The organism is Actinopolymorpha pittospori, from assembly GCF_014873875.1.
Classification (GTDB): domain Bacteria; phylum Actinomycetota; class Actinomycetes; order Propionibacteriales; family Actinopolymorphaceae; genus Actinopolymorpha; species Actinopolymorpha pittospori.
In genome coordinates, this window is sequence record NZ_JADBEM010000001.1 from 5078777 (window position 1) to 5105100 (window position 26324).

At 66.3% G+C, this 26324-nt stretch carries 22 protein-coding genes and 1 pseudogene; 9 read left to right on the forward strand and 14 right to left on the reverse strand.

Annotated features, from left to right (window positions below):
• Positions 1-192: 192 nt before the first annotated feature.
• The 5 genes from HEB94_RS23915 to HEB94_RS23930 all read right to left on the reverse strand — a co-directional run bounded on the left by HEB94_RS23915 (position 193) and on the right by HEB94_RS23930 (position 6288).
• Entirely contained in the window at positions 193-1443 is a 1251-nt protein-coding gene (locus HEB94_RS23915) for an MFS transporter (protein WP_192751975.1), read from the reverse strand.
• Between the two features lie 423 nt (positions 1444-1866).
• Entirely contained in the window at positions 1867-2358 is a 492-nt protein-coding gene (locus HEB94_RS49460) for a transposase (RefSeq protein ID WP_337918546.1), read from the reverse strand.
• A complete protein-coding gene (locus HEB94_RS49465) occupies positions 2322-3158 on the reverse strand; it encodes an IS110 family RNA-guided transposase (RefSeq protein ID WP_202896508.1) in 837 nt (278 codons plus the stop codon). The genes HEB94_RS49460 and HEB94_RS49465 overlap by 37 nt, the downstream gene beginning before the upstream one ends.
• Before the next feature lie 869 nt (positions 3159-4027).
• Entirely contained in the window at positions 4028-5104 is a 1077-nt protein-coding gene (locus HEB94_RS23925; protein WP_192751976.1) for a phosphotransferase family protein, read from the reverse strand.
• Positions 5105-5199: 95 nt separating this feature from the next.
• On the reverse strand, positions 5200-6288 hold the full coding sequence (locus HEB94_RS23930; RefSeq protein ID WP_192751977.1) for an alpha/beta hydrolase family protein: 1089 nt from the start codon (positions 6286-6288) through the stop codon (positions 5200-5202).
• A 134-nt stretch (positions 6289-6422) separates the two neighbouring features.
• Here HEB94_RS23930 and HEB94_RS23935 point away from each other — a divergent pair.
• Positions 6423-7839 (forward strand): annotated as a pseudogene (locus tag HEB94_RS23935) (IS1380 family transposase).
• Positions 7840-7953: 114 nt separating this feature from the next.
• On the opposite strand, the gene HEB94_RS23940 reads toward HEB94_RS23935, so the two are convergent.
• Together HEB94_RS23940 and HEB94_RS23945 are read right to left on the reverse strand one after the other, a co-directional pair.
• Positions 7954-8952, reverse strand: a complete 999-nt coding sequence (locus tag HEB94_RS23940; RefSeq protein ID WP_192751978.1) for a phosphotransferase family protein — start codon at positions 8950-8952, stop codon at positions 7954-7956.
• A gap of 85 nt (positions 8953-9037) precedes the next feature.
• Positions 9038-9493, reverse strand: coding sequence for an ATP-binding cassette domain-containing protein (locus tag HEB94_RS23945; RefSeq protein ID WP_337917946.1), 456 nt, complete (start codon positions 9491-9493; stop codon positions 9038-9040).
• A 179-nt stretch (positions 9494-9672) separates the two neighbouring features.
• Between HEB94_RS23945 and HEB94_RS23950 the strand changes: the two genes are divergently transcribed.
• On the forward strand, positions 9673-10755 hold the full coding sequence (locus HEB94_RS23950; protein WP_202896509.1) for an IS630 family transposase: 1083 nt from the start codon (positions 9673-9675) through the stop codon (positions 10753-10755).
• A 53-nt stretch (positions 10756-10808) separates the two neighbouring features.
• Positions 10809-11285: an SMI1/KNR4 family protein gene (locus HEB94_RS23955; RefSeq protein ID WP_192751980.1), complete on the forward strand. Its 477-nt coding sequence runs from the start codon at positions 10809-10811 to the stop codon at positions 11283-11285.
• A gap of 265 nt (positions 11286-11550) precedes the next feature.
• On the opposite strand, the gene HEB94_RS23960 is transcribed toward HEB94_RS23955, so the two are convergent.
• Positions 11551-12351 carry an alpha/beta fold hydrolase gene (locus tag HEB94_RS23960; RefSeq protein ID WP_192751981.1) on the reverse strand — a complete coding sequence of 267 codons (801 nt, stop codon included), beginning with the start codon at positions 12349-12351 and terminating at the stop codon, positions 11551-11553.
• A gap of 318 nt (positions 12352-12669) precedes the next feature.
• Between HEB94_RS23960 and HEB94_RS23965 the strand changes: the two genes are divergently transcribed.
• The gene (locus HEB94_RS23965; RefSeq protein WP_337918547.1) at positions 12670-14247 is read left to right on the forward strand and encodes an ISL3 family transposase; all 1578 of its coding nucleotides are present in this window, start codon (positions 12670-12672) and stop codon (positions 14245-14247) included.
• 101 nt (positions 14248-14348) lie between these two features.
• Here the strand turns inward: HEB94_RS23965 and istB are convergent, their stop codons facing one another.
• The 4 genes from istB to HEB94_RS23985 all read right to left on the reverse strand — a co-directional run bounded on the left by istB (position 14349) and on the right by HEB94_RS23985 (position 17576).
• Positions 14349-15191: an IS21-like element helper ATPase IstB gene (istB, locus tag HEB94_RS23970; protein WP_192751982.1), complete on the reverse strand. Its 843-nt coding sequence runs from the start codon at positions 15189-15191 to the stop codon at positions 14349-14351.
• Entirely contained in the window at positions 15188-16555 is a 1368-nt protein-coding gene (locus HEB94_RS23975; RefSeq protein WP_192751983.1) for a Mu transposase domain-containing protein, read from the reverse strand. The genes istB and HEB94_RS23975 overlap by 4 nt, the downstream gene beginning before the upstream one ends.
• A 167-nt stretch (positions 16556-16722) precedes the next feature.
• Entirely contained in the window at positions 16723-17121 is a 399-nt protein-coding gene (locus HEB94_RS23980; protein ID WP_192751984.1) for a hypothetical protein, read from the reverse strand.
• Entirely contained in the window at positions 17067-17576 is a 510-nt protein-coding gene (locus tag HEB94_RS23985) for an HAD family hydrolase (RefSeq protein ID WP_192751985.1), read from the reverse strand. The genes HEB94_RS23980 and HEB94_RS23985 overlap by 55 nt, the downstream gene beginning before the upstream one ends.
• 151 nt (positions 17577-17727) lie before the next feature.
• Between HEB94_RS23985 and HEB94_RS23990 the strand changes: the two genes are divergently transcribed.
• Together HEB94_RS23990 and HEB94_RS23995 are read left to right on the forward strand one after the other, a co-directional pair.
• On the forward strand, positions 17728-17913 hold the full coding sequence (locus HEB94_RS23990; RefSeq protein ID WP_192751986.1) for a hypothetical protein: 186 nt from the start codon (positions 17728-17730) through the stop codon (positions 17911-17913).
• A 926-nt stretch (positions 17914-18839) separates the two neighbouring features.
• A complete protein-coding gene (locus HEB94_RS23995; RefSeq protein WP_192751987.1) occupies positions 18840-19262 on the forward strand; it encodes an Imm1 family immunity protein in 423 nt (140 codons plus the stop codon).
• 141 nt (positions 19263-19403) lie between these two features.
• Here HEB94_RS23995 and HEB94_RS24000 read toward each other — a convergent pair whose 3' ends face one another.
• Positions 19404-20819, reverse strand: coding sequence for an IS1380 family transposase (locus tag HEB94_RS24000; protein WP_192751988.1), 1416 nt, complete (start codon positions 20817-20819; stop codon positions 19404-19406).
• Positions 20820-22052: 1233 nt separating this feature from the next.
• On the opposite strand from HEB94_RS24000, the gene HEB94_RS24005 reads away from it, so the two are divergent.
• The 3 genes from HEB94_RS24005 to HEB94_RS24015 are packed head-to-tail and all read left to right on the forward strand — an operon-like array spanning position 22053 to position 25498.
• Entirely contained in the window at positions 22053-22373 is a 321-nt protein-coding gene (locus HEB94_RS24005) for a hypothetical protein (protein WP_192751989.1), read from the forward strand.
• 3 nt (positions 22374-22376) lie between these two features.
• Entirely contained in the window at positions 22377-25172 is a 2796-nt protein-coding gene (locus HEB94_RS24010) for an alkaline phosphatase family protein (RefSeq protein WP_192751990.1), read from the forward strand.
• A 50-nt stretch (positions 25173-25222) separates the two neighbouring features.
• Positions 25223-25498: a hypothetical protein gene (locus HEB94_RS24015; protein ID WP_202896510.1), complete on the forward strand. Its 276-nt coding sequence runs from the start codon at positions 25223-25225 to the stop codon at positions 25496-25498.
• A 368-nt stretch (positions 25499-25866) separates the two neighbouring features.
• Here HEB94_RS24015 and HEB94_RS24020 read toward each other — a convergent pair whose 3' ends face one another.
• Positions 25867-26301, reverse strand: coding sequence for a hypothetical protein (locus HEB94_RS24020; protein ID WP_192751991.1), 435 nt, complete (start codon positions 26299-26301; stop codon positions 25867-25869).
• Positions 26302-26324: the final 23 nt, after the last annotated feature.

Sequence of the window (26324 nt, forward strand, 5' to 3'; positions counted from 1 at the left end):
AGCAGCCACTACATCCTGCTGAGCTGCGAGGGCAGTCGAGGGCTTGACGCGGCTGGGGCCTTGCTGGTTGCGCGAGGCCGGCGAGCTGGTGTCGGTCGGCGGCCCGGCGGGGACTGTCCGTTAATCAGACAGTCCCGGCCGGGCACGGCCGGCCATGAGTGGTTAGCCTGGTGTGCTCCGGGCACGGCGTCGTTAGCGCAGCGGATCGATTGTGTGCAGTTCTGTGGTCTTCGGTGTTGAACGAAGTGGTCGGCTGAATGTGGCGATCGTGGCTGCAACGCCCATGACTGCGGCGAACACGAGAGTGGTTGGAACTCGGCCTACCGCTTCCAGGAGCACACCGGCGAACGACGAACCAATTGGGATCATGACAACTCGTCCAAAGCTGGCAGCGGCTTCCGAGCGTCCCAGCATCGTCGGCGGGGTGACGTGCACTTGGTACGCCGACATGGCTGTGTTCGACGGACCAACAACCAGATAGCCCAGCGCGATGAAGAGGCCCAACCACCAGATCGAAGCGTGAAGCGTCAGGAATAGTTGGAAGCTGGCGAGCAGCCAAAATACGCTGCGCACGATGGCGCCCACCGTGGCACGACGTAGCACTGCTGACGCCAACAGCGAGCCGGCGATGCCTGCGAGCCCGTAGCTGGCCTGCAGTAGCCCCAGATGTGATGGCGGGGTGCCCCCCTGTTGCAGGGCAAGCAGAACTGTCGTTGCCGCTCCCGTGAACGCGATATTTGACACCATCGTGGACACGACCAGATCCCGTACCGGTCGCGCACGACGTAGCCAGCCAACGCCCTCGACCACGTCGCGGGCGAGACTCTGGCTTCTCGGTCTTTGCGGTGCCGGCAGTGGTCGGCGGACCATTGCGGTGCACACAGCCGCAATGGCGAAAGTCAGCGCGTCGATCAGAAACGGAAGGGTTCGACCGATCCCGTAGAGCAGCGCGGCAGCAGGCGGGCCGATCAGGCTCGCAATGGCGCCCCTGCCTTGGTTCGCGGCCATCGCCGTACCCATCTGGACCGGAGGAACGACCTCCTTCAACGCCGCCATCTCGGCCGGGTTGTAGAAGCACGTCAACGCCCCGCCCAAGCCGGCGACCACGATCAAGTGCGGGAAGGTGACCGACCACATGGCGGCCGCCACAGGAATGCTCACAAGTACGACCGCTCCGCCGGCTGCGGTCACGATCATGACCTTCTTGCGGTCAACCCGATCCACGATGGCGCCGGCCGGCAGCATCATGGCCGCCAGGCCGACGCCGTAGACCGCGCTCACCACCCCGGCCAGAGCCGCCGATTCCGTGATCGCGTAGGCCAGCATCACAAGGGCCAGGGTGGTCATGCTCGACCCAACCAACGAACCTGCCTGCCCCAGCATCAGCAGCAGGAAATCCCGATTACGACCGAGCGGTTGCGGCGGTGCCTCCGCATACGCCATGAAGCCTCCGCCAATCACCCGGACCACAAACGGCCGATCAGTACAGCACTCACAGGCGACAGAACACAACCGGAAACCGGCAAGATCGAGTAGACGAACGCCACACACACGATCTCCGCAACCACAACTCGGCGGGCGGGGAGACTGACCGCGCTGCGGATCGCCTCTCGTTCGTAGTGGGCGGTGGGGAAGGGACACCGCGTCCTCCCTGCCGCCGTCGGCATCGTGGCGGTGGCTGTAGCCCTGTCCATGGCGCCCGCGATGATCACGCTCCCGCAGCCCAGCACCTATGTCGAAGTCTCGATTCGTACGGCGCTGGACGGTCTGTCAATGGTTCTGACCCGAAAATCTCACGGTCACCAGGCAGGCGGCAGCGAACCCCGACCAGTGATGGCCGGTCAGCGCTGGAGTGGTGGGTGGTGGTTAGGCGGCTTCGGGTTCGAGGATGACGGCTTTGCCGTTGCGGATGAGGATCTTTTGGCCGGTGGCTGCTTGTAGTTGGGTGGCCAGGTTGCGGGCGTGGCGTTCTTTGTTGATGCGGGATTCGTAGTGGTCGGCGCCGAGGTCGTGGAAGCGGGCTTCGGGGTCGGTGAGTAGGTGGTAGGCGATGGTGAGCAGGGTGTTGCCGGTGGCGACGATTGCTTTCTGTTTACCGCGGCGGCGGGCGATGCGCCGGTAGCGGGCGCCGAGGAAGGTGTCGGTGCGGGCTGCTGCGGCGGCGATGTTGCCGGGGGTGGCGGCCAGCCATGGGTTGCCGCCGCCTCTGCCTTTGTTCTTGGTCTTGCCGGCGGAGGCGTGGACTTGTGGGCAGAACTTGGCCCAGGACACCAGGTGGGCGGCGGTGGGGAAGCGGTTCATGTCGATGCCGATCTCGGCGATCAGTTCTTGGGCGGAGGTGACGCCGACTCCGGTGATGGCGTCGAGTTGGTCGACCTGGTGGGCGAAGGGGCGATCGCCAGCTCGATCTTGGCGTCGAGGTCGGTGATCTGGACGCCGAGGCGGTCGATGTTGTCCAGCATGGTCGCCAGGATGGTGGCGTGGTGGTCGGTGAAGAACCCGGTCAGTGCCTCTTGCAGTGCGATGGTCTTGGTGCGCATTCGGCCCTTGGCCATGGCGGGGAGTACCTTCGGGTTCCGCTGCCCGGCGATGTGCGCGTGCATCATCGCCCGTCCCGACACCCCGAAGAGGTCGCTGACCACTGAGCTGAGCTTGATTTGGGCGTCTTCCAATAGCTTCTCGACCCGTTGCATCTCCCGTCCTCGGTCTCGGATCAGGGTCCGCCGGTATCGGGTGAGGTCTCGCAGTTGCCGGATCGGTTTGGGGTGCACCAGGGATGGCCGGCACATGCCTCGTTCGGCGACTTTGGCCAGCCAGATGGCATCGAGTTTGTTGGTCTTGGGGCGGCCCGGCACGTTCTTCACCTCGCGGGCGTTGACCAGCCAGCAGTCGAAGCCGGCGGTCTCGAGTAGGTAGTAGACGCCCTTCCAGTAGTCACTGGTCGACTCCATCACCACACGGTGGACTCCGCAGGTGCGGAACCAGTCGGCCATGCCTATCAGTGCTGGGGTGGTGGTGGCGAAGCCGCGCACCTCCTGCATTCGGCGGCCTGGTCTGGAGTCGTGGGGCACCCGCACGCACGCCTCCAACGCGGCCTTGCCGAGGTCGAGCGCTGCCACCCGCTCGACAAGTAGCTCGTCCTCATCGACGTTGTCCACGCCATCCCTCTTGAGATCCCGGATCGGACAGAAGCGGCTGCCCGCGGGAGCCAGCGGGGAAGGGAAGGAGTCGGACCGTCGTGCTCGTAGCGACAATGCGCAGCACCCGAAGTAGCTCCCAGCGTCAAACTGTCAAACGGGCTCACCTGCGCCAAGAACCACCGACGTCGGCGGGCAACCGCACCCGATTTTCCCGCATGCGCGGCGTCCCCGAAGGTGACCGGGAAACTGTCAATGAAACGCAGTCGTCGAGGGCCATCTGTGACAGGTCTGACAGGCAAACGGCCAGGTCAGCAGGTGTGTGGCAGCCCGCCTGGGGCGGGTCGGCCCTCCTTTAATCCGCGGGTTCTGGGTTCGATCCCCGGGCGGCCCACCGCATCTGACCTGGGCAAACGCTGCCGTCGGAGGCATGACCGGCCGACCATCTGTCAATGGTTCTGGCGGTCGCCACTGGGGCTGAAGGTGCCTCGGGCGGTGTACATGTGGCTTCGTCCGCCAGCGCGGCAGCTCGTTCCAGGTCCTGGACTACGCCGGACCCGACCTGCTGGCCGGCAAGGACACCTACCTGGCCGCGTCCACGCGCGACCGTCGCCAGGTTGAGCCGATCCGCGCCCGACTGCTCGCCAAGGTCGACCAGCAGCGCACCGGCTCGACGAAGGCAACCCTCGGATACACGCTCGACGCGTGGCTGCAGCTGCACGAGGCTGACGAGCGGACGCTGGAGGGGATACCGCGGCTACGCCGAGCCGCACCATCAAGCCGGCCCTGGGCGACGTCCCCATCGCGAAGGTCAGCGCGTGCTGGAGCGGTTCTGTGCGCAGCTGCGGCGCTGCCGGGTCCGGTGCACGGCACGGCCTACCTTGAGCACGTCACCGGTGAGCGCCTCGACCGTGGGGCAGATCCACTTCATCACCAGCGGCGCGCTGAGTAAGGCGGTTTTCGATCTGGGTCAGGTCGAGGAGTTCGGACCAGTTGCGTGCCCGAACTAGATGCCGGACGATCTCTGCTCGCGTGCCCGGCCATGCGTGGGGGCCGAGGCAGGTGTAGTTGATGTGGCCGGCGGCCGTGAGGCCCAGGCGTAGGAGATCGAAGTCCACGGGACTGCCGTAGCCGTCGAGGACCGGCTCCCACCAGCGCAGCGGGCCGGCGCCAAAGCGGCCTGCCATTTCGATCACGAACTTGAGGAAGTCCGACAGTGGCGATCCGGCTGAGGCAACTTCCATGTCGAGGACTCCACTTACCCGCCAGCTGCCATCGGTTTTGCTGAGGAAGAACTGGTTGGCGTGGCAGTCGCCATGGACGAATCGTGGGGGTTGGTAGCTGGCGCGAAGGTCGGCCATCTTGGCGGCTACCAGGCTGGCGAGGGCGTCCGCGGTGGGCAGGTCGAGGTCGTCCTTGACGTCGGCCCAGCTGGAGATGGCACCTGTCAGGAACCGCTCGAACCGCCAGATGCCGTGCTGCCACTGGTTGGGATCGGGCGGTGCGAGGGGCGGCCCGTCGACGAGGTAGCCGGGGTGTTCGAAGGTGATGGAGTGCATCCGGGCAAGGTGTGCGCCGACCTGTCGCGGCACTTGGTCGGCTTCGTCGCGGGCTAGCTGGGGGAGCAGGTCGGTAAGGGCGGTGCCATCGAGGGCGCGGGTGAGCATGAAGGGCCACTGCAGCGGGTTGTCGCAGGTGAATGATGAGCTGATGACTTCGGGGGTCGGCAGGCCCTGTTCGTGCAGTAGCCGGTGCGCGGTGATCTCGTGGCGTACGACGCTCCCGTCGGGCTTGCCGCCGTACCAGGGCTTGGTATGCACCTTGATGTAGAAGATCTCGCCACCGGCGGCAACTCGCCACGTGTGGTTGCCGGTGGCTATGAGTTCCAGCTCCACATCGCACGCAGCCACCGGCAACAGGCCTGCGACATGCTCTGACGTCAGCGAGACGCGGGGTTCGGTCACCATCTCTGGCAGCTCCTCTCCGGAGCCGAGGAGAATCTGCCCCGGCCCAAAACTGAAAAGCACATAGGGGATCGACTACTCGGTCAGAGGTTTTAGCCTCATCGTTCTGCGTCAACTTTTGGCTGTTTCAGGTGGGTGTCGAGGAATTCGATGGTTCGTTTTAGGGCGTCGATGGCGTTGCTGCGTGACCACTCCGTTGGCACGTGGCCTTCACCTTTGTAGACGGCGAGGGTGGCTGTGCGGTTGAGACGTTTGAGGGCGTTTAGCAGCTTTCCGGCGTCCTCGACTGGGCAGAAGGAGTCTTCGGCGCCGTGGATGAGGAGCAGTGGGGTGTGGATGCGGTCGGCCTGGTAGTAGGGCGAGTTGGCGAGGTAGCGCTCGAGGGATGCCCACGGGTGGGTGCCCATGCGGGCCTGTCCTGTCTCGAAGTACCAGAAGCGGGACGGCATCGTGGCGAAGTCGTTCCATCCGTAGCCGCCGGCGAGGTCGTACAGGCCGGAGATAGCGACAGCGGCGCGGAAGATGTTGGTGCCGCTGATGATGGCCGCAGTGCCGTAACCCCCGTAGGAGTGGCCGGCGAGTGCGATTCGACCGAGATCGACGTAGCCGAGTTCGGCGGCGTGGTAGACCTGCGGGACGGTGACGTCGACGAGTTCCTGCAGAGGGTTCTCCGCCTGCCCCTCGGGGCCGATAGGCGTCTCGGCCAGTAGGACGGCGTATCCGCGGGTGAGCAGGGCGGCAAGTGGAAGCGTTGCCGGCGCGCCGCCGGTGAAGTCGGCTGCGGCACCGGAGACCCTGCCGCCTGGATAGAGGAACATCACGGCAGGCAGCCGATCGCCGCGGGAGTTGCCAGCCGGCATGAGTACGGCTGTCGTAGTTGGCTGGAGGGTTCCGTCGTGACGGGGAACGACGGTTTCGAAGCTGTCCACCACGCCGATGCGGATGCCTTCCAGGCGAGGTTCGACGGTGGTGAGGCGACGGCTCTGCTGGCATTCGGTGTCGAACGCGTACAGGTCGGCGGGGTGGTGGAAGTCCTCGAACGCCGCGATCAGGCCGTGGCCGGCTGTCGCGCCTACCGGTTGTAGCTTCGCGTGCTCCTCACGAAGGATGGCGGCCTCACCCGTGTCCAGGTCGTAGCGGAGAACGACCTGTTCGGCGGTGACCGTGCGCCGGGCGCGGACGGTCAAGGTGCCTGGCTTAGCCCGGATTCACCGATGGGGTGTGGTGGGGTGAGCGTGGCGTGGGGAGCGGATGCCCTTGTGTGTTGGAGGATCGGACTTGTCGAAGGTCGAAACTCTGCACCACGAAGGACATCCGCAAGATGCAACTGTCTCACACGTTCGCGGCGACTTCTGCGGTGTTCGATGAGCCGAATCTTGTGTCGTCGGCGGGACTGGTTCCGGTGATGGGGTTGGCGGAGTCGGTTGGGTTGGCCGATCTGGCTGATGCGCATCTGAGCGTGCCGACCGATAAGGGCGCCAACGCGGGGTCGAAGGTGGCGTCGCTGGTCGCGGGCATGGTGGCCGGCGCGGACAGCATCGAGGACATGGCGTTGCTGCGGCACGGCGGGATGAGCCGGGCCTTCACCGGCCTCTACGCCCCGTCGACGCTGGGTTCGTTCCTGCGCTCGTTCACCTTCGGCCACGTCCGTCAACTCGACGCGGTCGCGGCCAGGCTGGTGGCCGGCCTGGCCGCGTCGACGCCGCTGGTGGTCGGGATCGAGGACTACGCGGTCCTCGACATCGACGACACGATCGTCGAGGTGCACGGCTATGCCAAGCAGGGCGCTGGGTTCGGCTACTCCGGTGTGCGCGGGCTGAACGTGCTGCTGGCTACCGTCACCACCTCGGCCGCGGCGCCGGTCATCGTGGCGCAGCGACTCCGCAAAGGCTCCTGCGGATCCGTGCGAGGCGCGAAACGCCTGGTCGCCGACGCGTTGAAGACCGTGAAAGCCTTGCGAGGCGCCGGTGCGCAAGGGCAGGTTCTGATGCGCGCGGACTCGGCGTTCCACGGCCGCCCCACCATCGCCGCGGCCGTGGGCGCGGGGGCGCAGGTGTCGGTGACCGTTCGCCTCGACACGACTGTGAAGAAGGCCCTCGCCTCCATCGATGAGTCCGCGTGGCAGACGATCGAGTACCCCCAGGCCGCCTATGACGAGCCCACCGGCCAGTGGATCTCCCGGGCCGAGGTCGCCGAAATGCCGTTCACCGCGTTCAGCGGGGGCAAGAAGGCCGACCAGATACCCGGGCGGTTGGTGGTCCGTCGGATCCCCGACCTGAACGCCACCCCCGCACAGGCACCCGGACAGGACACGCTGTTCGACGTCTGGCGGTTCCACGCCTTCTTCACCACCGTGCCCACCGAGATGATGAACACCGTGACCGTGGACAAGACCCACCGCCACCACGCGATCATCGAACAGGTTCACGCCGACCTGAAGAAACGCAGCCCTGGCGCACCTACCCTCAGGAGTGTTCACCGCGAACGCAGCCTGGCTCGTCCTGGCTGTCATGGCGTTCAACCTCACCCGCGCCGCCGCCACCCTCACCGGCCCCACCCTGGCCAGGGCGACCACCGCCACCATCCGACGCAAGCTGATCGCCGTCCCCGCACGCCTGGCGAACTCTGCCCGACGGATCGCCCTGCACCTGCCAACCGCATGGCCATGGGAAACCGCATGGACACACCTGTTCACCTCCGCGCTCGGCTGCGGGCCACCCACTCCGGCAACGACCTGACCACCCAGCCTCAACGGCGCGACCCAGAAACCCCGAACGTGGACACCCTGGCAACCAGGCCAGGCACCACCCCATGCCCCGACCACAACCCCACCGCAAAACCACGCCGAACGATCAACCACAGATCATCGGTGGATTCGGGCTTAGTGATACGCGACGTAGGAGAACGGGCCAAGGTTCCATCCCCGCACTGGATACGAATGCGAGTATGTCGAGCAGTGTCGCGTTCCTTGGCGCTGCCCAGTTGCGGTCCTCTGATGTGGAGGGATCATTCAAGAGTCTGGCTAACGCCAAGTAGAGGTGGTACCAGAGAGCGTCGCGCTCAAGCGAAAGGTCGCTGTCGTCGTTGTGTCCCGATGTCGCGACGTCGAGGGCCGATCGGTACCCAGACAACAGGTCGGGCAATGCCTGGAGTGGTAGACCGACAAGGTCGCGAGCTGGGGATCCCCATTCGGCACAGCCCCAGTCCAACAGTGCCGTTACCCGTCCTTCTTGATCAACGATCAAGTTCGATGGGATCACGTCGCGATGTAGGAGCACCGGGTCCGCTTGTGAAGGACCCTCGGGCTGCAGGAGGTCGAACTTCTCGAGAAGCCAATCGTATTGGGCACTGCCGATCTCGCCCGTCTCCGTGAGTCGCTGAAGCAACTTGGATGGCGAGAATGTGAAGGGCGCCGGGATTGCGCCGATTGATCCGACCCTACTGAGCCGGACCCGATGAAGAGTCACGAGGATCTCACCGAGGGATTCAAGTGCCCGCCGGCGATTTGTAGGATCAGGCGCCTGCTCAGCCAGGGTCGCGCCATGCAGTCGTTCCAAAACCACGTATGGCACGCTCCCGACTCGAAGGGTTGCGTCGTAGCTGACGAGTTCTGAGGTCGGCACGCCCGCGTCCTGGACGAGTGGAATAACCTCAGCCTCCTTCGATAGTTGCTCAGCCGCTTTAGCACTGCGTGGGATGCGCAGTACGAGCTCGGTGCCCAAGTAGACCGTCAGATTCACCTGCCCCTGAGTCGGAGCCGGCGCCACATTCTTTTCCGATACGCCATAGTAGGCAGCGATAGCGTACACATCGTCAGCGAACGGGCTCAGATCGATTGCACTTCTTGTCATGAATCTCCTTACAATTAGCCCTCGGGAGGATCCTCACCCGCCGACAGCCGAATTCGGGGTCAACCCTAACTAGGCGCAGGATGCGCTACTGGTAGGAGCGGGCCTGGAGGTTGAACAGTTCGGCGTAGAGGCCGTCGCGGGCGAGGAGCTCGTCATGGGTGCCGGTTTCGGTGATGTGGCCGTGATTGAGGACGATGATGTGGTCGGCCGTGCGTACGGTGGAGAAGCGGTGGGAGACCAGGATGGTGATGGCTCCTGTGTCCTGCTGTAGCCGCGCCGCTGCGGACGTCCAGCGTTCGAAGAGGCGGTGCTCGGTGTCGGCGTCGAGGGCGGCGGTTGGCTCATCGAGAAGGAGCAGGAGCGGCTGGCGGCGCATCATGGCGCGGCTGAGGGCGATCTTCTGCCATTGGCCGCCGGACAGGTCGGTACCTCCTGGCCAGTTGGTTCCGAGTTGGGTGTCGAGTCCGGCGGGGAGGGTGTCGGGGAGGTCGGTGGCGCCGGCGCGGTCGAGGGCCAAGGCGACCGCCGGCGGGTCGTCCATGGAGTTCAGGTCGCCGATGCCGACGGCTTCGCGGGCGAGGAACTCGAACCGTGCGTGGTCCTGGAAGCCAGCGGAGACGTTCAGGCGCCAGCGGTCGGGGTCGAGCGCGGCTAGTGTTGCGTGATTCTGGTTGCGTTACTTTTCGTGTTGTGGCTCGTTGACTCGGTGTGGAGCTTTCGGTGGAGCAGGACGCTGAGTTGCGGGCGTTGGTGAACAGTCGGGATGTGTCGGCTGTGCTGGCGACTCGGGCGCGGATCGTGTTGTGGCATGGGGAAGGGCGGCGTCGTAAGGACATCGCGGAGTTGGCGGGGGTGTCGTTGCCGACGGTGGATCGGTGGGTCCGCCGCCACGCCGAGCATGGCCTGGCCGGGTTGGACGATCGTGATCGGGCTGCGCCGCGGGTGCAGGTTCCACCGCGGGTGCGGGCTCGGGTGGTGGCGTTGACCAGGACTTCTCCGCCGGTGGAGACGGGGCTGTCGCACTGGTCGACCCGTGGGTTGGCTGGGTATCTGAAGCGGGTCGAGGGGATCTGTGTGTCGTGGAGCTATGTGGCTCGGGTGTGGCGGGAGGAGGGGCTTGCGCCGCACCGGCATGCCACGTTCAAGTTGTCCAAGGATCCCGCGTTCGCGGAGAAGGTCTCCGATGTGGTCGGGTTGTATCTGGACCCGCCCGGTGGTGCGGTGGTGCTCTCCATCGATGAGAAGACTCAGATCCAGGCGTTGGACCGCACCCAGCCGTTGCTGCCGTTGGACTTCGGCGTGACCGAGAAACGCACCCACGACTATGTGCGGCACGGTGTCACGAACCTGTTCGCTGCCCTGGATGTGGGCACCGGCCGGGTCATTGGGGAGTGCAGGCCGACCCGGGACGGGGCGAACTTCCTGGCCTTCTTGAAGAAGGCCGTCAAACCTCATACGGGCAAAGAGGTCCATGTCGTGTTGGACAACCTGTCCACCCACACCACGCCGGAGGTGGAGGCCTGGCTGGAGGAGAATCCGCACGTCAGGTTCCACTTCACCCCGGTCGGATCGAGCTGGATCAACCAGATCGAGACGTGGTTCGGGATCCTGACCCGCCAGTCGATCCGCCGCGGCACCTTCACCTCGGTGAACGTGCTGATCAAACAGATCAAGGACTACATCGACACCTGGAACGTCGACGCGAAGCCGTTCGCCTGGACCGCTACCAGCGAAGAGATCCTCGCCAAGGTCCGCCTCGTCCAGACCAACATCAAGAAACTCGTCGACAACAACGCGAAATAACGCGACCAGAATCACGCAACACTAGGTAGGCCCCACGCTGCGACCATTTGAGCATGAGGATGATCAAGGTGGGCGACCGCCGATACTTGGGCTGGGGTCTGACCAGCGCTGTCCTCATCCTTGCGACGCTCGCTGCCCTGGCTACAGGCCTCACTTCCTCCGCTGGGCTTGAGTCGCTCTACGGTTGGCGGAACGGGACGTCGACGGCGGGAGGAGTGACACTCGACGACATCCACATCTTTCCGGGCTTCTACCTGCTTTCGATCCAGGACGCGATCGCGAACTACCGCGCTTTCGCGACCGACTCCCGCTGGACGCCAGGGTGGCTTCCGCTCTTCGCCAACGGCGGCGGGGACTTCTACGTTCTCGACCTGACTTCGTCGTCTGGGAGCCCGGTACGCCACTTCCGGATCGAGGAGCCTGAGCATCCGATTGAGTTCGGCTCACTGCGGGCGTTGCTGACGACGCTTGCTGAGCCTCGAGCGAGGAGTTTTCTTCGTCGACCCCAACGGCTACCTGGAGATGGATGACGTCGTCTTCGGAGAGCTTGCCGCCGAACTGAATCCCGACGTCGGCTGGTGGCGCGACATAGGGGCTCTGCCGTCAGCGGTCTGAGATGGGACCCAGGTCCGACGGCCGCTCGCGGGCTTGGGCGCGGACCTGGAGGTTCCGCCGAACCACGTCGGCGATGTCGGACGTTGTGTTGGGGTACTCGCGCCAGGCCGCGCGAGGCGAGTACGGTCATGGGCGTTCGAAGGGCCCGACTCCGGCGCTGACGGTGACCGTACCGTCGGTCTATTCATGGATCTGCGCGACCATGGCGAGAATCTCGTCAGCGATCAGATCTGGTGCTTGTGTGGGGACCATGTGGCCGCTGGCCTCCGCGACAACGAGCCGGCCGAGAGCGGACTGCTTCGCGAGATCCATTTGGAATGTCTGCCAGGACTGTTCGAACCGGTCGACGTCTGCCGCAGTGACGCCGGGTTCTTCTTGGATCAGGTCGATTACGCCGTGTGTGATAACCGTGAGGGGACAGGACATCGGCCGGGTCGCTGCCTTGACGAACTCGCAAGCTTCGAGGATCCGGTCGAAGATGCCTGGGGGATTGAGCTCGCGGACGTGCCTGAGGCGATCGGGTGTCCAGTCGTCGTACAGCCGCTCTGGTTGAGCGTCGACCAGCACGAGTCCAGCTACTTCCTCCGGATGCCGGGCAGCGAAGGTCCGGACGACGTGGCCACCGATCGAATGGCCCACCAGGACGTACGGCCCAGGTGCGCTCAACGCATCCAGCCAGGATTCCAGGTCGGAAAGCCAGCCCTGCACTGACCAGGGGCCAGACTCATCACTTGCACCTTCTCCCGCCCGGTCGTAGCTGTAGGAGGCCGTCACCTGGCCGACTCGGGCCTGTATCAAGGCCCAATCCTTGGCCGAGCATCCCAGGCCCGCCTCGAAGAGGACTGTGGGTGCGCCTTGCCCGTGCGACACCACGTGCAGGCGTCGGCCACCAACATCGACTGAATGCTCACTCATTAGATCGTCCCCATGGTGATGGCGCTCGCCGTAGTTGGCTCTGGCCCAAATTCCGTGATTGGTCACGGACGGTGATGGTTTTGGGAGGTGCTCGTCTTTGGTGAGGCTTCCGCTCGCTGTGATCAGCCGTATATAGCGACTTTTGTGTCCGGGGTGTGCGTGAACGGTTGCGGCGTATTGCTGAATTCTTGTAATAACCAAGTCTTGACTTTGTCGTGAGCGTGTTGGCAGGACAAGGAAGGCCCTTCTTGTGGAGGTTCGGTTTCGACCAAGAAATCGGACTCCGCAAGAAGGGCAGTTCGAGTGTATCTTTCGTTGTCCCGACTGCTGCCGCATTTGGCCGGCCTCGTCGATGTTGGTGTCGAACGGGTCGAGTCCAGGTTGGTGATCTATGGACGATCGGCTAGCGGGCATGCCGAGTGCCCGCGGTGCGGGACGGCGGCGGTGCGGGTGCACAGCTCCTACTCGCGTCGGCTGGCCGACACCGCGGTAGCGGGGTGGCCGGTGGTGATCAAGCTGCAGGTGCGGCGCTTCTTCTGTGGCGTGGATGCGTGCCCGGTAAAAACGTTCGCCGAGCAGATTCCCGGACTGACTACCCGATACGCGCGGCGTACCCCGTTACTTCGCAAGCTTTTGGAGGCGGTCGCGATCGCCCTGGCTGGTCGAGCCGGCGCCCGGCTGGCCACCCGCCTTGGTGTTGTGGTCGGCCGGTCCACGCTGCTGCGCTTGATCCGAGCCATACCCGACCCACAGATCGGCGACGTCGCCGTGCTCGGCGTCGACGACTTCGCGCTGCGTCGCGGACACGTGTATGGCACGGTCCTGGTGGACATGGACAGCCACAGACCAGTCGATCTGCTGCCCGACCGCGAAGCAGACGCCTTCGCTGACTGGCTGCGAGCCCATCCCGGCGCCAAGGTGATCTGCCGGGACCGGGCCGGTGCCTACGCTGAAGGCGGCCGCACCGGTGCGCCCGAGGCGATCCAGGTGGCCGACCGCTGGCACTTGTGGCACAACCTCGCCAAGCACGTCGACAAGACCGTCGCCGCCCATCGCGGTTGTCTTACCCCACTCCCCGCCGTCGACTCCGACTCACAGGCCGAGGAGGATGTTCGGCAACCTGCGCCTGTGCTGGTGATGGCGGTCGAACAGCCACTCGACCACACTCCGGACCGAGCATTCGACGCAACGCTTGACGTGTGTGGGCGTGAGCGGCGCCTTGTGACCCGCACACGGGAACGCTACGCCGCTGTCTGCGACCTGCTGGCCAAAGGCGAGTCCCTGGCAGGGATCGGCCGCACCCTGGGCCTGGACCGCAAAACCGTGCAACGGTTCGCTCGTGCTACCAGCCTCGACGAGCTTCTGGTGAAGGCGACCGCCCGTGCCAGCAAGCTCGATCCGTTCAAGCCCTACCTGCACCAGCGGTGGAACCAAGGCTGCACCGACATCCCCACCCTGCACGCGGAATTGCAAGCCCAAGGCTGGTCGGGCAGCGTGCAGGCCGTCCGCCGCTACTTCCGGCCGTTCCGCCACCTCGCCGTCGCGCCGCCAACAACACCCGCAATACCGAAACCCCGCGAGATCACCCGCTGGATCCTCACCCACCCCGACCATCTCGACACCGACGCCCACACCAAACTCGACGAAGCACGCTCGCACTGCCCCGAGCTGAAGATGACCGCGACGCACGTGTCGACTTTCGCCGAGATGATGGCCCATCTCAACGGTGACAAAGACCGGCTGGAGGCCTGGATGAGCAGCGTCGACGCCGACGATCTCCCGCACCTACACTCCTTCACCACCGGCCTTCGACGCGACGTTCAAGCCGTCATCAACGGGCTCACCACACGCTTCAACTCCGGACCAGTTGAAGGCATCGTCAACAAGATCAAATACCTCAAACGGCAAATGTTCGGCCGCGCGAACTTCGACCTACTCAGAAAACGAGTACTCCTCGCATGACACTCCAGCACAATAACCGACCGTAGCCAATCACGGAATTTGGGCCAGAGCCCCGGATTTCCCCAGGTTTGCTTATCGAAGTTCCTCACCTGGTGGTGCGGTCACTGTAGTGGTCTGCGGGTGCCGGTGGTGGCTTGTCGGAGTGTGTCGGCGCGGGCGTGGTGGTTGCGGAGTCGGTAGGAGTCGCCGTCGAGGTTGAGGACGACGCTGCGGTGGAGGAGTCGGTCGAGCATGGCGGCGGCGACGGTGGTGTCGCCGAGGACCTCACCCCAGGAGGCGACACCGCGATTCGTGGTGAGGACGATCGAGGTTTTGAGGTAGCGCTGCGACACGACTTGGAACAGGGCGGACGCGGCTTCACCGGGCAGGGGCAGGTAGCCCAGTTCGTCGATGACGAGCAGGGTGGGGCCGGCGAAGAAGCGCATGGTGGTGGCCCAGCGGCCTTCGATGGCCGCGCGGTGGCAGCGGGCGGCGAGGTCGGCGGCGGTGGTGAAGTAGGTGCGGTAGCCGGCTTCGGCGGCGGCGCGGCCAAGTCCCACGGCCAGATGGGTCTTGCCCACTCCGGGTGGACCGATGAGCAGGACGTTGGTGGCGGACTCGAGGTAGCGGCAGGTGGCCAGTTCCTCGATCAGTTTTTTGTCCACGGCGGGTGCGGCGTCGTAGTCGAAGTCGGCCAGGGTCGCGGGGGTGGGCAGGGACGCGAACCGGAGCCGGCCGGCCAGGCGGCGGGCTTGGTTGGCGTCGACCTCGATCGCCAGGAGCCGTTCCAGGGTTGCGGTCATCGACAGTTGCTCGGTCTCGGCGGCGGCCAGCACGGCGGGCAGGTGCTCGGCGGCGTCGTGCAGCTTCAACGTGGCCAGGTGGGCACGCAGCTGCTGGTAGAGGCTGGCCTGGGCCGGTGTTCTCGGCCCCGCAGGCGTCATGGTCGTGGTCGTGGTGGTCATGTGAGGGTGTTCCTTCCTTTGGCTGCGGCTGCGTAGCGGGCCAGGTCGATGACCACGCCCTGGTCGGGTGGGCCCTCGCCGCGGCCGGGGTCGGCGGCTTGGTGGCGGGTGCGGAGCTGGTCGGCGGCTGCTCGGGCGGCGGGTCCGGGTGGGATGCGCTGCTTGCGTCGGTGCGGGGCGGCATCGGTGAACGCGGTCAGGGCAGCGTGGTTGAGGGCGTGGACGTGGCCGTGGTCGCGGACCATCACCCCGGCGCCGTCGATCGCGAGCCGGTGTTGGGCGATCACGGTGCCGTTGGTGGTGGCGATGTCGAGGTGGTGGGCGCCGAGCCGGTGGGAGACGGTCACGGTCGCGTGGGCGAGTTCGGGTGGGACCGAGTAGCGGTTACCGCGGTAGGCGACCAGCGCCTGTGCCGAGGCGAGGCGTTGCACGGTGATCGTGGCGGGGAACGGCCTGGCAGGCACCGGCCTCAGACGCTCACCCTCGGCGTTGGCCAGGGCGGCCACGGAGGCCTTGCCGTCGGCGGTGGCGCGGATCCGCACATCGGCGCGTAGCTGGCAGAAGTCATCCAGGCTGGCCTGGGCCTGCTCGGGGGTGAGCTCATCGGGCAGGGTGCGCCACCACCGTTGCGCGGCGGTGTGGTTGGCCTTCTCCACCACGCCCTTGCGGTTCCCGCGCCGCGGCGGGCAGATCGCCACCTGCACGCCGTAGTGCTTGGCCACCGCCGCGAAGGAGGAGGTGATCCTTCCCGAAGCGGGGTGGCAGACGGTGGCCATCCGATCGAACCGCCACACCCTGCTCAGCCCACCGAGCGCACGAGTCGTGCGGTCCAGGGCGTCCACCAGATGCGGCTGATCCATCGACGCGGCCAGGACACCGCGCCAGCGGCCAGAGTGCGCCAGCGCCCCGACCAGCAAGAACGCCTTGCCACCCCAGCCCCACTGCTGCGGCGGGTCGGGCAGTTCTACCCAGTCCCACTGGGTCTCCTCACCGGCCGGGTGCTCGATCACCGCGGCGGGGCGGCCTTTGGCCGGTGAGCACGGCTCACAGTGCGGCCGCAGCCGCTGGGTGCGCAGCTGTCGGGTGAAGCTCGGATACGAACGGGCGTAACCGAGCTTGGTGACCTCATCGAAGAGGGTCTGCGCCCACAGATGCGGGTCCTCCACCAGCCGCTCACGGCAGTAACCGATGAACGGCTCGAACGGGTCCGGCCCGGCCGGGCGGCGCTGCCCGGCGACCCTGTCCCCGTTCAGATAGGCGCGGATGGTCTTACGGTCATGTCCCAGATGCCGGGCGATCGCAGAGATCGTCCAGCCCCGGCGATGCAGCGCATGTGCGTCCACATCGTCCTCCCGTGTCAACATGGGAAACGAGGGCTCCTTCGAGATGGCGCGTGGTCAGAGACCGCCAGTCTCGAAGGAGCCCGACCGCTTCAAGCGGAGCCACACGGGTGGGGAATTTCAGTGAGCAGGTCTGGGGAACTTCAAACGAGCCCCGTCAAAGTCTCGTGAGCGTGTCCACATGGTTCAGATCAGCCATTCCTGGCCGGACTGAGGGTGGCCAGCGTAGGGCCGGCGAGGAGCCGAACAGTCAGACATCGCGCCCCGGCTGGCCGGCCCGGCGTGGCCCAGCAGTTGAGGCAGTAGCCGAACCCGTCAGTGGGATGGGCTTCCACGATCTGCCGCTTTGTCTGCACGGCGTGGGCGGTGCCGGCACAGGCGAGCATCGCCAGGCCGTTGGGTATGTCGCCGAACGCCACCACCTCCAGCAGCCCGACCTTGCTCGAGTGGGTCAAGGTGGCGAGGTCACCGGCCACTTCACGGGCCTCGGCGAGCAGCTGGTCGGGTTCGTAGTCGTCATGCCTGACGAGGAGTTTCAGCGCGGGCTGGACCAGCAGGTCGGAGATCTCCCCGATGAACGTCTCGCCCAATCGGTCACCGCGATGACGAGGTATGTCTTGCCATGGCCGAACCTGCCGCCGAACTCCACGCCGAAGGACACCCGAGGGATCGACATCCGGATCGCCTCGACGACGGCATGGCCGACCTCGGGAGCGAGCGGGAACGCCTCGATGATCTCCTCCTGGTGCGGGTCATAGACCAGCGCACCGTTGGAGCAGACAGCGATGCCTCGGTGTCCGGTCGCCTGGGCGACAGGGCGCATCCACTGGGGTGGGCGGCAGGTCGCCGCGAACACGACCGTCGCGCCAGCGTCCTCAACCGCGGCGAGGGCGCTTCGGGTCCGGTCGGAGACCGTCCCGTCGGAGCGGAGGAGCCTTCCGTCCAGGTCACTGACGACGAGTCGAGGAGGCGTGGGGCGGAAGGATCGGTCACTGCCCCGTCCTTCCAGAGCACCGATGACCGCCAGCGGGACGTATGCGGGCATGAGTTGCACCACCGAGCATGATCGCGAAGCGGTGGACTGCGCGGGTGACCCCTGGGGCTCGTGCTCGGAGCCTCCTGCGCGTGGCAGCTCAGCCTGGATTCTCGTGCCATCCGTCACATGGGGGCAGCCGATTGACCGTTACGCCAACGCGATGTCTCACTCGACCACCTTCCCCGATCAGCCTGACGCCGCACCCCATCATTCCGTTAAGCACCTCGGCTGGCTCCGCCTGCGCTACGAGCGCAGCGCGGGCATGCGGAACGCACTGTCCGTGCCCGGAGGTTCCGGGGGAGTTGGTGCCGGCCAGACCCGCGCCACCCAGACCAGCGATGACTGAACCGTGCGGCAGCGGATCGGTCCGGTCGTAGCTTCCAGCGAAGAACAACGATCAGCAGGCGACCTTCGCACGGCTGCGCAGCGACCGGAACCAAGGACCTCGGCTTCGCCTTCACCGCCGCGTTCGGCGCCCTCGCCCCGGCCATCCGGCCGTGCGCTTTCAGAGGGCGACGGTAGTGAACTGGGAGGCGCGAGCCGGGCCGGCCGCGCGGAAGACGACCTGATGGGTGCCAGACGCTCTGGCGGATCCGCAACTCCATGCGCTGACACAGGTAGTTGCCGGGGCCATTGGTCCCGTCCTGCCGTGTCTATTGGGAGATGAGCGCACAGCGGGCCTGGGCCTAGTCTTAGCGCAACAATGCATTCGAAGCGACGGTGATCACCGTGCCCCCTCCCGATCTCGGGCAACCATGTCGGGAGCCGCATGCGCACAGGCAGGCCGGCACTTCGACATCCAAGCCGGTAACCTGCCTCGCGAAGGCGACCTGGTTGCCCTGCCCCAGAACTGGCGCGGGCTCGTCAAATCCGTCGAGAGACGAAGCCACTGCCAGCGCAGCGAGAGCCGTCGAAGGCCGCCAGATCAGCCGCTGAGCCACTCCGGCCAAAACTGCCCCACCGGCGGCGTGGCGCTCACCGTGACCCGAGACTCGACTACCAGCCATTACCAACTTTGCGGCGTCCCAGCACGTTCCGTCGAGCTGATGGTATGAGGGCTGGCATGATCCGGTGAAGGTGTGAGAAGGAGGCATTAGCGTGGGCGAATCACGAAATGCCGCGATGGCGCAGATTGCCAGGGGAAGCCGAACGCCTCGCCCCGAGGAGTCCGGGTACGCCTGTCACCGTCGTCCTTGCCGGCGTGCTGGCAGCAGGATCGGGACTGACGGTCCGCGGTCCGGATGGGTTCTGCGACGTTCCCTGGAGGGCAGGGTGGCAGATGAGCCAGAGCGCCCGCCGGACAGGTTCGTGTTGGCCTACGGCGACGGCCCGGAGATGGCCGAGGTCTCCAACGTGGAGGAATTGGATGCGCTGCTGGACCGAATCACTGGAGAAGCCAGAGCCGACCAATGCCCCTGCGGAGTCCATATCCGCACAGAAGCCGAGTGGGATGGTCCTCGCATGAGTCTGGGTATTGGCCGAGACTTTTCGTACTTGACCTTCATGACCTGGCATGTCGACGGTGACCTCGACCCCGGCAAGCCCACAGAGTGGTGGTGCGGCAATGACCGCGGCGAGATCCCGGCGCACAGAGGCATCCCAGTCCAGACCGCTCGCGAAGCGGCGCGGGAGTTCGTCCGCACCGGCGACCTGCCCACGAATGTCGCCTGGGCTGACAACGAGGCGAGTCCCTAAACCTGGATCCGTGGACCGGGTGGGTTGGTGATCTTGGTTGTGGGTTTGGTGGTGTGGGCTGCGGCTGGGCAGGTCGGGCTCGCTGGTCTGCCCAGCTTTCCTTTGGTTTCTGGTCGGGCCTTGACGGCGGGTGGGCAGGTTTTAGGCGACGTGTGGCGGGCCGGTTGCGGGGCGGAACACGTTGTGCCAGAGGGTGTTCCACTGTTTGGCCCAGGGCCAGTGCTCGGGCAGGTGTAGGACGGTGCGGCGCTGTGGGTGGGCGATTCTGGCGGGGACGGTGACGATGTGGCGGCGCAGCGTCGCGCCGCGGGCGGTGGTGTGGCGGGGGCTGGTGAGGGTGCCGGCGGCGCGGAGCAGGTTGTGGGTGATGGCTGCGCAGATGGCCCAGGCGCTGTTGGCGGCGAACCGGCCTGAGGGTAGGTGTGCGAGTGGTCCGTCGATCAGGTCGGCGAACACGGTTTCGATGATCGCGTGCCGGCGGTGGGTGATGTCAGCCTGCGCGGTGGGTTCGGTGTTGTTGGTGAAGAACGGGTGATGACGCCAGACCGGGAACAGCTCCTGATCGCCGGCCTGGTCGTGGGCTCGGTCACGGACCCTGCGCACGATCAGCCGGGCGGTGACCGGGTGTTTGGTGGAGGTGAAGGCGGTGAACTGCGTCTCGGCGACCTCGGCGTCGGAGATCAACTCACCGGTGTCGGGATCGGTGACCGCGCCGGGGTAGTGCACCGGGGTCCAGGCGTGCTCGGGGATGGAGGCGATCGCGGCGGTGACTGCGGGGTTCTTGGTGAGCACGACGGAGAACCGCGCCCCTGCTTTCACACACGCGGCGACCACGGCGTGGTTGCCATACGCCGAGTCGCCCCGCATCAGGATCTGCCCGCTGGCGCCGGCGACACGGGCGGTGGTGATCGCTTCGGCCACCATGCTCGCCGCTCCTTTGCCCGAGGCGGCCCGTCCGGCGCGGAGCCGGATCCCGGCCACCACCGGCGCGCCCTGGCTGGTGCTGATCGTGGTGGCCAGCGGTGACAGGCCGCGGCGCAGCACCTGCCTGCCGGCGATCTTGGTGTGCCCGAAGCTCGCGCCCTGCTTGGCATGCCCATAAACCGGGCGTAGGAGTGAGTCGATGTCGATGAACACCTGATCCTCGATACCGGGGAGCAGCCCGCTGGCCTGAACAAGGTTGACCAGGTGCGCCCGCGCGACCGACGCCAACTGCATGCAGTGGCCGTGGGTGAACTCCCGCAGAAACTGGCCCAGCGTCGCCGGCGCATACACGCCGTCGAACAGCCGCCGCATCCCACCAGAGCGGATCACATCCAGATCGTCGATACAGTCCGCGCCGGCAGCCATCCCCGCGATGATCGAGGTGAGCTTGCCCGCCGGGTTCACCGCTGCCGACCTCACCGTCGTGGTCCGGATCGCGACCCGCTCGTCCACCAGCTCCGACAGGCCCGCCCGCTCGGCCAACGCCATCACCGGCACCAGGCCCGCACACGACACCAGGTTCTGATCATCGAACACCGGCGTGGCCCGCGACCACCCGTACGGTAGTTTCACTCTCAGTGCCTTTTGGATCGGGTTGGATCAGGACCTAGACACTCCAGATTCTCCCGATCCAGAAGGCACTTTCCCTGCTACCGCGCCGAGGGCCCACTCACCCGGTCCACGGATTGAGGCTTAGGAGTCGCGCGGTGACCGGCGCCTCGATCTCATACTCTCGTTCGACGAGACCTGCAAGATCGTCTGGATGCAGGAGGGACCGAACTGTCCGCACCAGCGTCACGTGTCACTTCTCCCGTCAGCGCGATTGTCGTGCACCGTGAAGGACATGCATACTGCCCGCGGCTACGGCCGTGCAACCTGAGTGGAAAGGGGCAGCCGGACGGCTATGGACTGGCCTGGACATTCCGACGCCGCCTCCGCGGCATCGACAAGATCCTGATCCAGCTTCATGTGGAGCATCTCCACAGGCTCGTCCCGGGCTTCGAGTACCGGGGTGTCCGCCGAAGACCGTCTGCGCGTCCGGTCCCGACTTGATGTAGGTGTCCTGCGCCGCGGTGAGGGTGTCGACAGAACCGTCCGCGTATGTGATCCGCAGGTGGGCTGGCCGCTCCCGCTCTCCCTGCTGTGGACAGTCGCGGTCGAGGGTTCCTGTTCCTCGCCATGAGCATGAACCTGACTCGCCGGCCGTGACCGCCTCACTGATCACGGCCCCTGTCGTTGAGCCGCTGCAGCGGACGCTCTCTCTGGAACGGCTCACTGCCGTATCTCACGAGGAACTGCCAGGTGCCCTGGTCAGCGACGAGCGAGGCTGACCTGATCGTCGCCAAGAATCGCTCAGGGCCGTCGGGGACCGTCACGGCGCGCTGCTGCACCGCTCGACGTTTCGGACATGGCGTAACGACTACCGGCGCGCCAGTGGATACCCCTGCCGGCCGCAGCGCTGAGGCCACAGACAGCTTGCGCCACCGAGTTTCCACGCCGGCCACAACTTCCGATGGCCTGCCCACCACGCCCATCGGAATCGGCGGCCCGCTGGTCTCCGGCCAAATGGCTGGCGCCGTCCTCTGACCGTTTGGGGTCGCCGACACCTCACGTTGTTGTCCAGCGACTTCACCGCGGGTCGGACGGCATTTGCCGAACGTTCGACTGCTCGCGTCTTCAACGCAAACCGCGATCTCTACGTTCCTTCATGCTGCCAAAAAGGCTAAAAGGTGACCGACATGGACAGAACCCCCGCGGTCCAGGGTCGTGGCACCGCGAAGTCCTTCGGCTATGTGGTCGCACGACGTGCCGGGACGGGCGGGCTCACCAACGTCGCCGACGACCGGAAGCTCGCGCCGTGGTGGCACCGCTCGAGGCCGCGTTCCTGGCCTGATCGGAACCGACACCGCGTCCGCGCAGGTCGAGGATCTCCAAGGCGTAAACGCGAGGGGCACCGCCATCTACCAGGTCGACGTCACCGCGGAAGGGCTGTACATCGCCGACGGCGATGGCCCGGAGGAGGTCAACGGCTACTTCCAGGTGCGCACCCCTGACTGGGGGCGGGCCCAACCACTGCGGCAGTTCGACGGGAACGTCGACCTGCTCGCCAGTTCCCGGAAGGGATGATTCATGCACGTCACGCGACAGCGCCGACGCGTCACCGAGGGCCGTCTTGGGCTCTTCGCTGGACGCGCCGGCCGTCGGATCCGCGTTCTCGCGGCCGGCACGGCTGTTCTCGCCGTCGCCGGCGGGGGCATCGCCTACGCCTCGACCGAGGCGTTCGGCACCCACCGCGTCGGTGAGTCGACCGGTCAGGGCCTGCTGCTGCCCAGCGACCAAGCCATCGCCCCGGTCGGTGAGCGGCTGCTCGTCAACAACGGAAAGCTGCTCTCCTCCACGGTCAGCCCGGACGGCCGCTACCTGGCGGCGCTGACCACCGACCGGTCGATCGCTCTCACCATCGTCGACCTGAAGAACTACAAGGTGCTGCAGCAGGCCGGGACCTCCGCGGACGCCGGCCTGCACGTCGACAACAACAACGTCGGGCAGGAGGGGCCGACCTACTCTCCCGACGGCAAGACTCTGTGGATGGCTCAAATCAACGGCTACGACCGCTTCCCGGTCAACGCCGACGGCACCCTCGGCGCCCCGACGTTCATCACAATCGCGGCGCAGGGGTCGAAGCACGCCGTGCCCGCCAAGGCGGTCTTCTCACCTGACGGCTCCACCGTGTACGCCGCCGTCAACGGCCAGAACCGTGTGGTGGCGATGGATCCCGCGACCGGTGCGATCCAGCACAGCTGGACGGTGGGCAACGCGCCGCGGGACACGGTGCTGGTCGGCAAGAAGCTGTACGTGAGCAACGAGGGCGGGCGCCCGGCGAAGGACGGCGACACCGCGCTCAACTCCTACGGCACCCAGGTGCCCGCCGACCCGGACACCGGCGCCACCACCACCGGCACCGTGAGCGTCATCAACGCGGCCGACCCGGCCGCCGCCGTCTCGAGTATCGACGTCGGCGTGCACCCGACCGCGCTGCACGCCAAGGACGGCGCGCTGTTCGTCACTGACACCGGCAGCGACGACGTCTCCGTCATCGACACCGCCGCCGACAAGGTCGTCCAGACCATCGCGACCCAGCCGTGGCCGAAGGCCACGGTCGGCTACCACCCCAACGGCGTCACCCTCACCAAGGACGGCCACCTGCTGGTCACCCTCGGCCGGGCGAACGCGGTCGCCGCCTACCGCTACACCACACCGCAGGAGCCGGTCAGCTACGTCGGTCTGCTGCCCATGGACTACTACCCGGAGAACGTGACCACCGTCGGCGAGGAGGTGCTCGTCACCAACCTGCGCGGCATCGGCGCGCGCGGGCCCGAGCGCACCATCGACAAGGGGCCCGGCACCGAACCGGCCACCGGCCACAACACCCACGATGCGACCGGCACGCTGCTGCGGTTCACCCTACCCGACGACACCGTCATCGCTGACAACACCGACAAGGTCTTCCACCAAAACGGCTGGGACAACCGCTCCGTCGCGGAGGGCGGCAACGGCAACGTGCGCCCCGTTCCCGTGCCGAGGCGACTGGGTGACCCGTCGACGATCAAGCACGTCTTCCTGATCGTCAAGGAGAACCGGACCTACGACCAGGTGTTCGGCGACGACCCCCGCGGTAACGGCGACCCCTCGCTGGCGCAGTTCGGGGAGAACGTGACCCCGAACCAGCACGCACTGGCGCGGCAGTTCGGGCTCTATGACAACACCTACGACGTCGGCACCAACTCCGCCGAGGGTCACAACTGGCTGATGCAGGCCGACAACCCCGAGTACGTCGAGTCCCAGGCCGGGGAGTACGAGCGCAGCTACGGCTCCAACGACGACGCTCTGGGCCACCAACGGTCCGGCTTCCTGTGGACCGGGGCCAAGGCGGCCGGGAAGTCCGCGCGCGTCTTCGGCGAGTACAACTCGTCCATGACCGCCCCGGCCGGCACGAAGTGGCAGGACTACTACTGCGACGCCAAGAACATGGAGGCGACCGGTCAGGACACCACGATCAAGACGACCACCTCCTCGCCGATCCCGTCGCTGAACGACATCACGGTGCATGCCTTCCCGAGGGGGGGAACTTCGGTCTCCGAGCAGTACCGGTACGAGCTCTGGAAGCGTGACTTCGAGGCGAACGGGCCGGCCAACCTCAACCTGATGGCGCTGCCTGTCAACCACACCGGTGGGAGCGGCACCCCCAACGCGATCGCCCAGGTCGCCGACAACGACCTCGCCGTCGGCAAGGTCGTGGACACCATCTCCCACAGCAAGTGGTGGAAGGACACGGCGATCTTCGTCATCGAGGACGACACCCAGAACGGCGTCGACCACGTCGACGGCGCCCGCGGCCCGGTGCAGATCATCAGCCCGTGGGCAAAGCACGGCACGGTCGACAGCCACTACTACACCCAGATCACCATGATCCGCACCATCGAGCAGATCCTCGGGATCCAGCCGATGAACCAGAAGGACAGCGCCGCCACCCCGATGCGCAGCGCCTTCACCCAAGCGGCCGACAACACGCCGTTCAACGCCGTGCCCAACCGCGTCCCGCTGACCTACGGGCTCTCCACCCCGCCGGCCTGCGGAGCGGACACCGTGGCCGCGAAGTACGCCCCGCTCGCCCCGGCCCAAGCCGCGGCACCGGCGGTGCCCGCGGACAACAAGCACGTCGCCGAACTCTGGCAGGCCTGGCAGAAGCAGCAGCACCTGACCGGCCCCAACGCGGTCCTCGACTCCGCCAACCCCGACCAGATGGACCACTTCACCTGGTACCAGGCACACGGCTGGGCGAAACCCTACCCGGGCGAGCAGAAGGTCCTGACCCCGGCCGAGGTGCCCGGTCGGTACCTGCCGTCGCCGGACTCCGACGGCTGACCTCCGCACAACACACACACGACGGCCCGCCGGGATCCCGGCGGGCCGTCGTGCGACCTGGCTGCCGAGCCGCGCTGCTCGCCTTGCGCTTCCCCCTCTGGGCGGCCTGGACCTTGCTCGGACTGTTCGCCGTCCAGTTCGCCCTGCCTGGGCAGACCGCGCGGTATGTGCTCTGCGTCATCCACACCGTGATCGCGATCGCCGCGCTGGTCCGAAACCGTCGACACATCCTTCCCACACTGGCAGCACCGTTCCGCCGCCACCCCGACAGCGAGCTATCCGACGCCGAAGACGATCAGAAGAACGCGCTGTCAGGCGCACGTTGACAACCCGACCGGCAGAACCGCCGGGCTGGCCTAGCCTGACCGGCACGGCAGACCCAGACCATCGATTGAGCGCGGTGTCGGGTTTGGCTCTCCACGCTGGCGCCGGTGCTGTCGGCGCCACTGGACGCATGTCTGGTCTGGGAAGGCGGGAGGGCCGCTGTTCCCTTCGGGGCACGGCCTGTCAGCCAGGTACACGTCGTCCTGGTCCAGGCGTAATCGTCCTGGGCCGCTCGTCGGCGACTGCCCTCAGCAACGTCCTCACCCAGGTCGCGGGCCGAGACTGCCTCATCGTCCCAGCGGTGTCTGCGCGACTCCTCGCTCTCTCGCCCAGGCGTCTGTTCCGCGAGCAAGAAGTGGCGGTCGATCTGCTAATTCACCTCGTCCACGACGAGGTTCAACGCCTCGGAAAGATGGGCCGGAACTTCGGCGGTGGTGGCACCTTCGAGGGTGAAGCGATCATTGTCCGCGGACACTTCATATCCGCCGCTTGGCGACATGGCCCCGTGTCGGCTGTTCCAGATCTTGACGATCAGGTCTGTCTCGATGCGGGTCATGGCTCGAGACATGCGGGCGACCACTTTGTAGGTCCCGGAGCTGTGATCGTTCTCGGACGAGCTGACTTCGCCGGTCAGGATGTGGAAGTGGAACCACACGATGAAGCCGCCGAAGGACCACGCGCCTGCAACACCCCACTTACGCCAGGGGTTGAGCCCCAGCCAAGCCCGGAGGCGCTCGCTGAGGGTGTCGCCGACGACCTTGTTCCGGATGGCCGGGATCTCGAGAGCGAGGAAGCTGCCGATCACGGCGGCGAGCCAGAGACCCCAGA

Coding starts and splice junctions, on each gene's coding strand:
- HEB94_RS23915 (WP_192751975.1), bottom strand. CDS start 1,443: ATGGCGTATGCGGAGGCACCGCCGCAACCGCTCGGTCGTAATCGGGAT.
- HEB94_RS23925 (WP_192751976.1), bottom strand. CDS start 5,104: ATGGTGACCGAACCCCGCGTCTCGCTGACGTCAGAGCATGTCGCAGGC.
- HEB94_RS23940 (WP_192751978.1), bottom strand. CDS start 8,952: ATGACAAGAAGTGCAATCGATCTGAGCCCGTTCGCTGACGATGTGTAC.
- HEB94_RS23945 (WP_337917946.1), bottom strand. CDS start 9,493: ATGGACGACCCGCCGGCGGTCGCCTTGGCCCTCGACCGCGCCGGCGCC.
- HEB94_RS23955 (WP_192751980.1), top strand. CDS start 10,809: ATGAGGATGATCAAGGTGGGCGACCGCCGATACTTGGGCTGGGGTCTG.
- istB (WP_192751982.1), bottom strand. CDS start 15,191: ATGACCACCACGACCACGACCATGACGCCTGCGGGGCCGAGAACACCG.
- HEB94_RS23975 (WP_192751983.1), bottom strand. CDS start 16,555: ATGTTGACACGGGAGGACGATGTGGACGCACATGCGCTGCATCGCCGG.
- HEB94_RS23985 (WP_192751985.1), bottom strand. CDS start 17,576: ATGCCCGCATACGTCCCGCTGGCGGTCATCGGTGCTCTGGAAGGACGG.
- HEB94_RS23990 (WP_192751986.1), top strand. CDS start 17,728: ATGTCTCACTCGACCACCTTCCCCGATCAGCCTGACGCCGCACCCCAT.
- HEB94_RS24010 (WP_192751990.1), top strand. CDS start 22,377: ATGCACGTCACGCGACAGCGCCGACGCGTCACCGAGGGCCGTCTTGGG.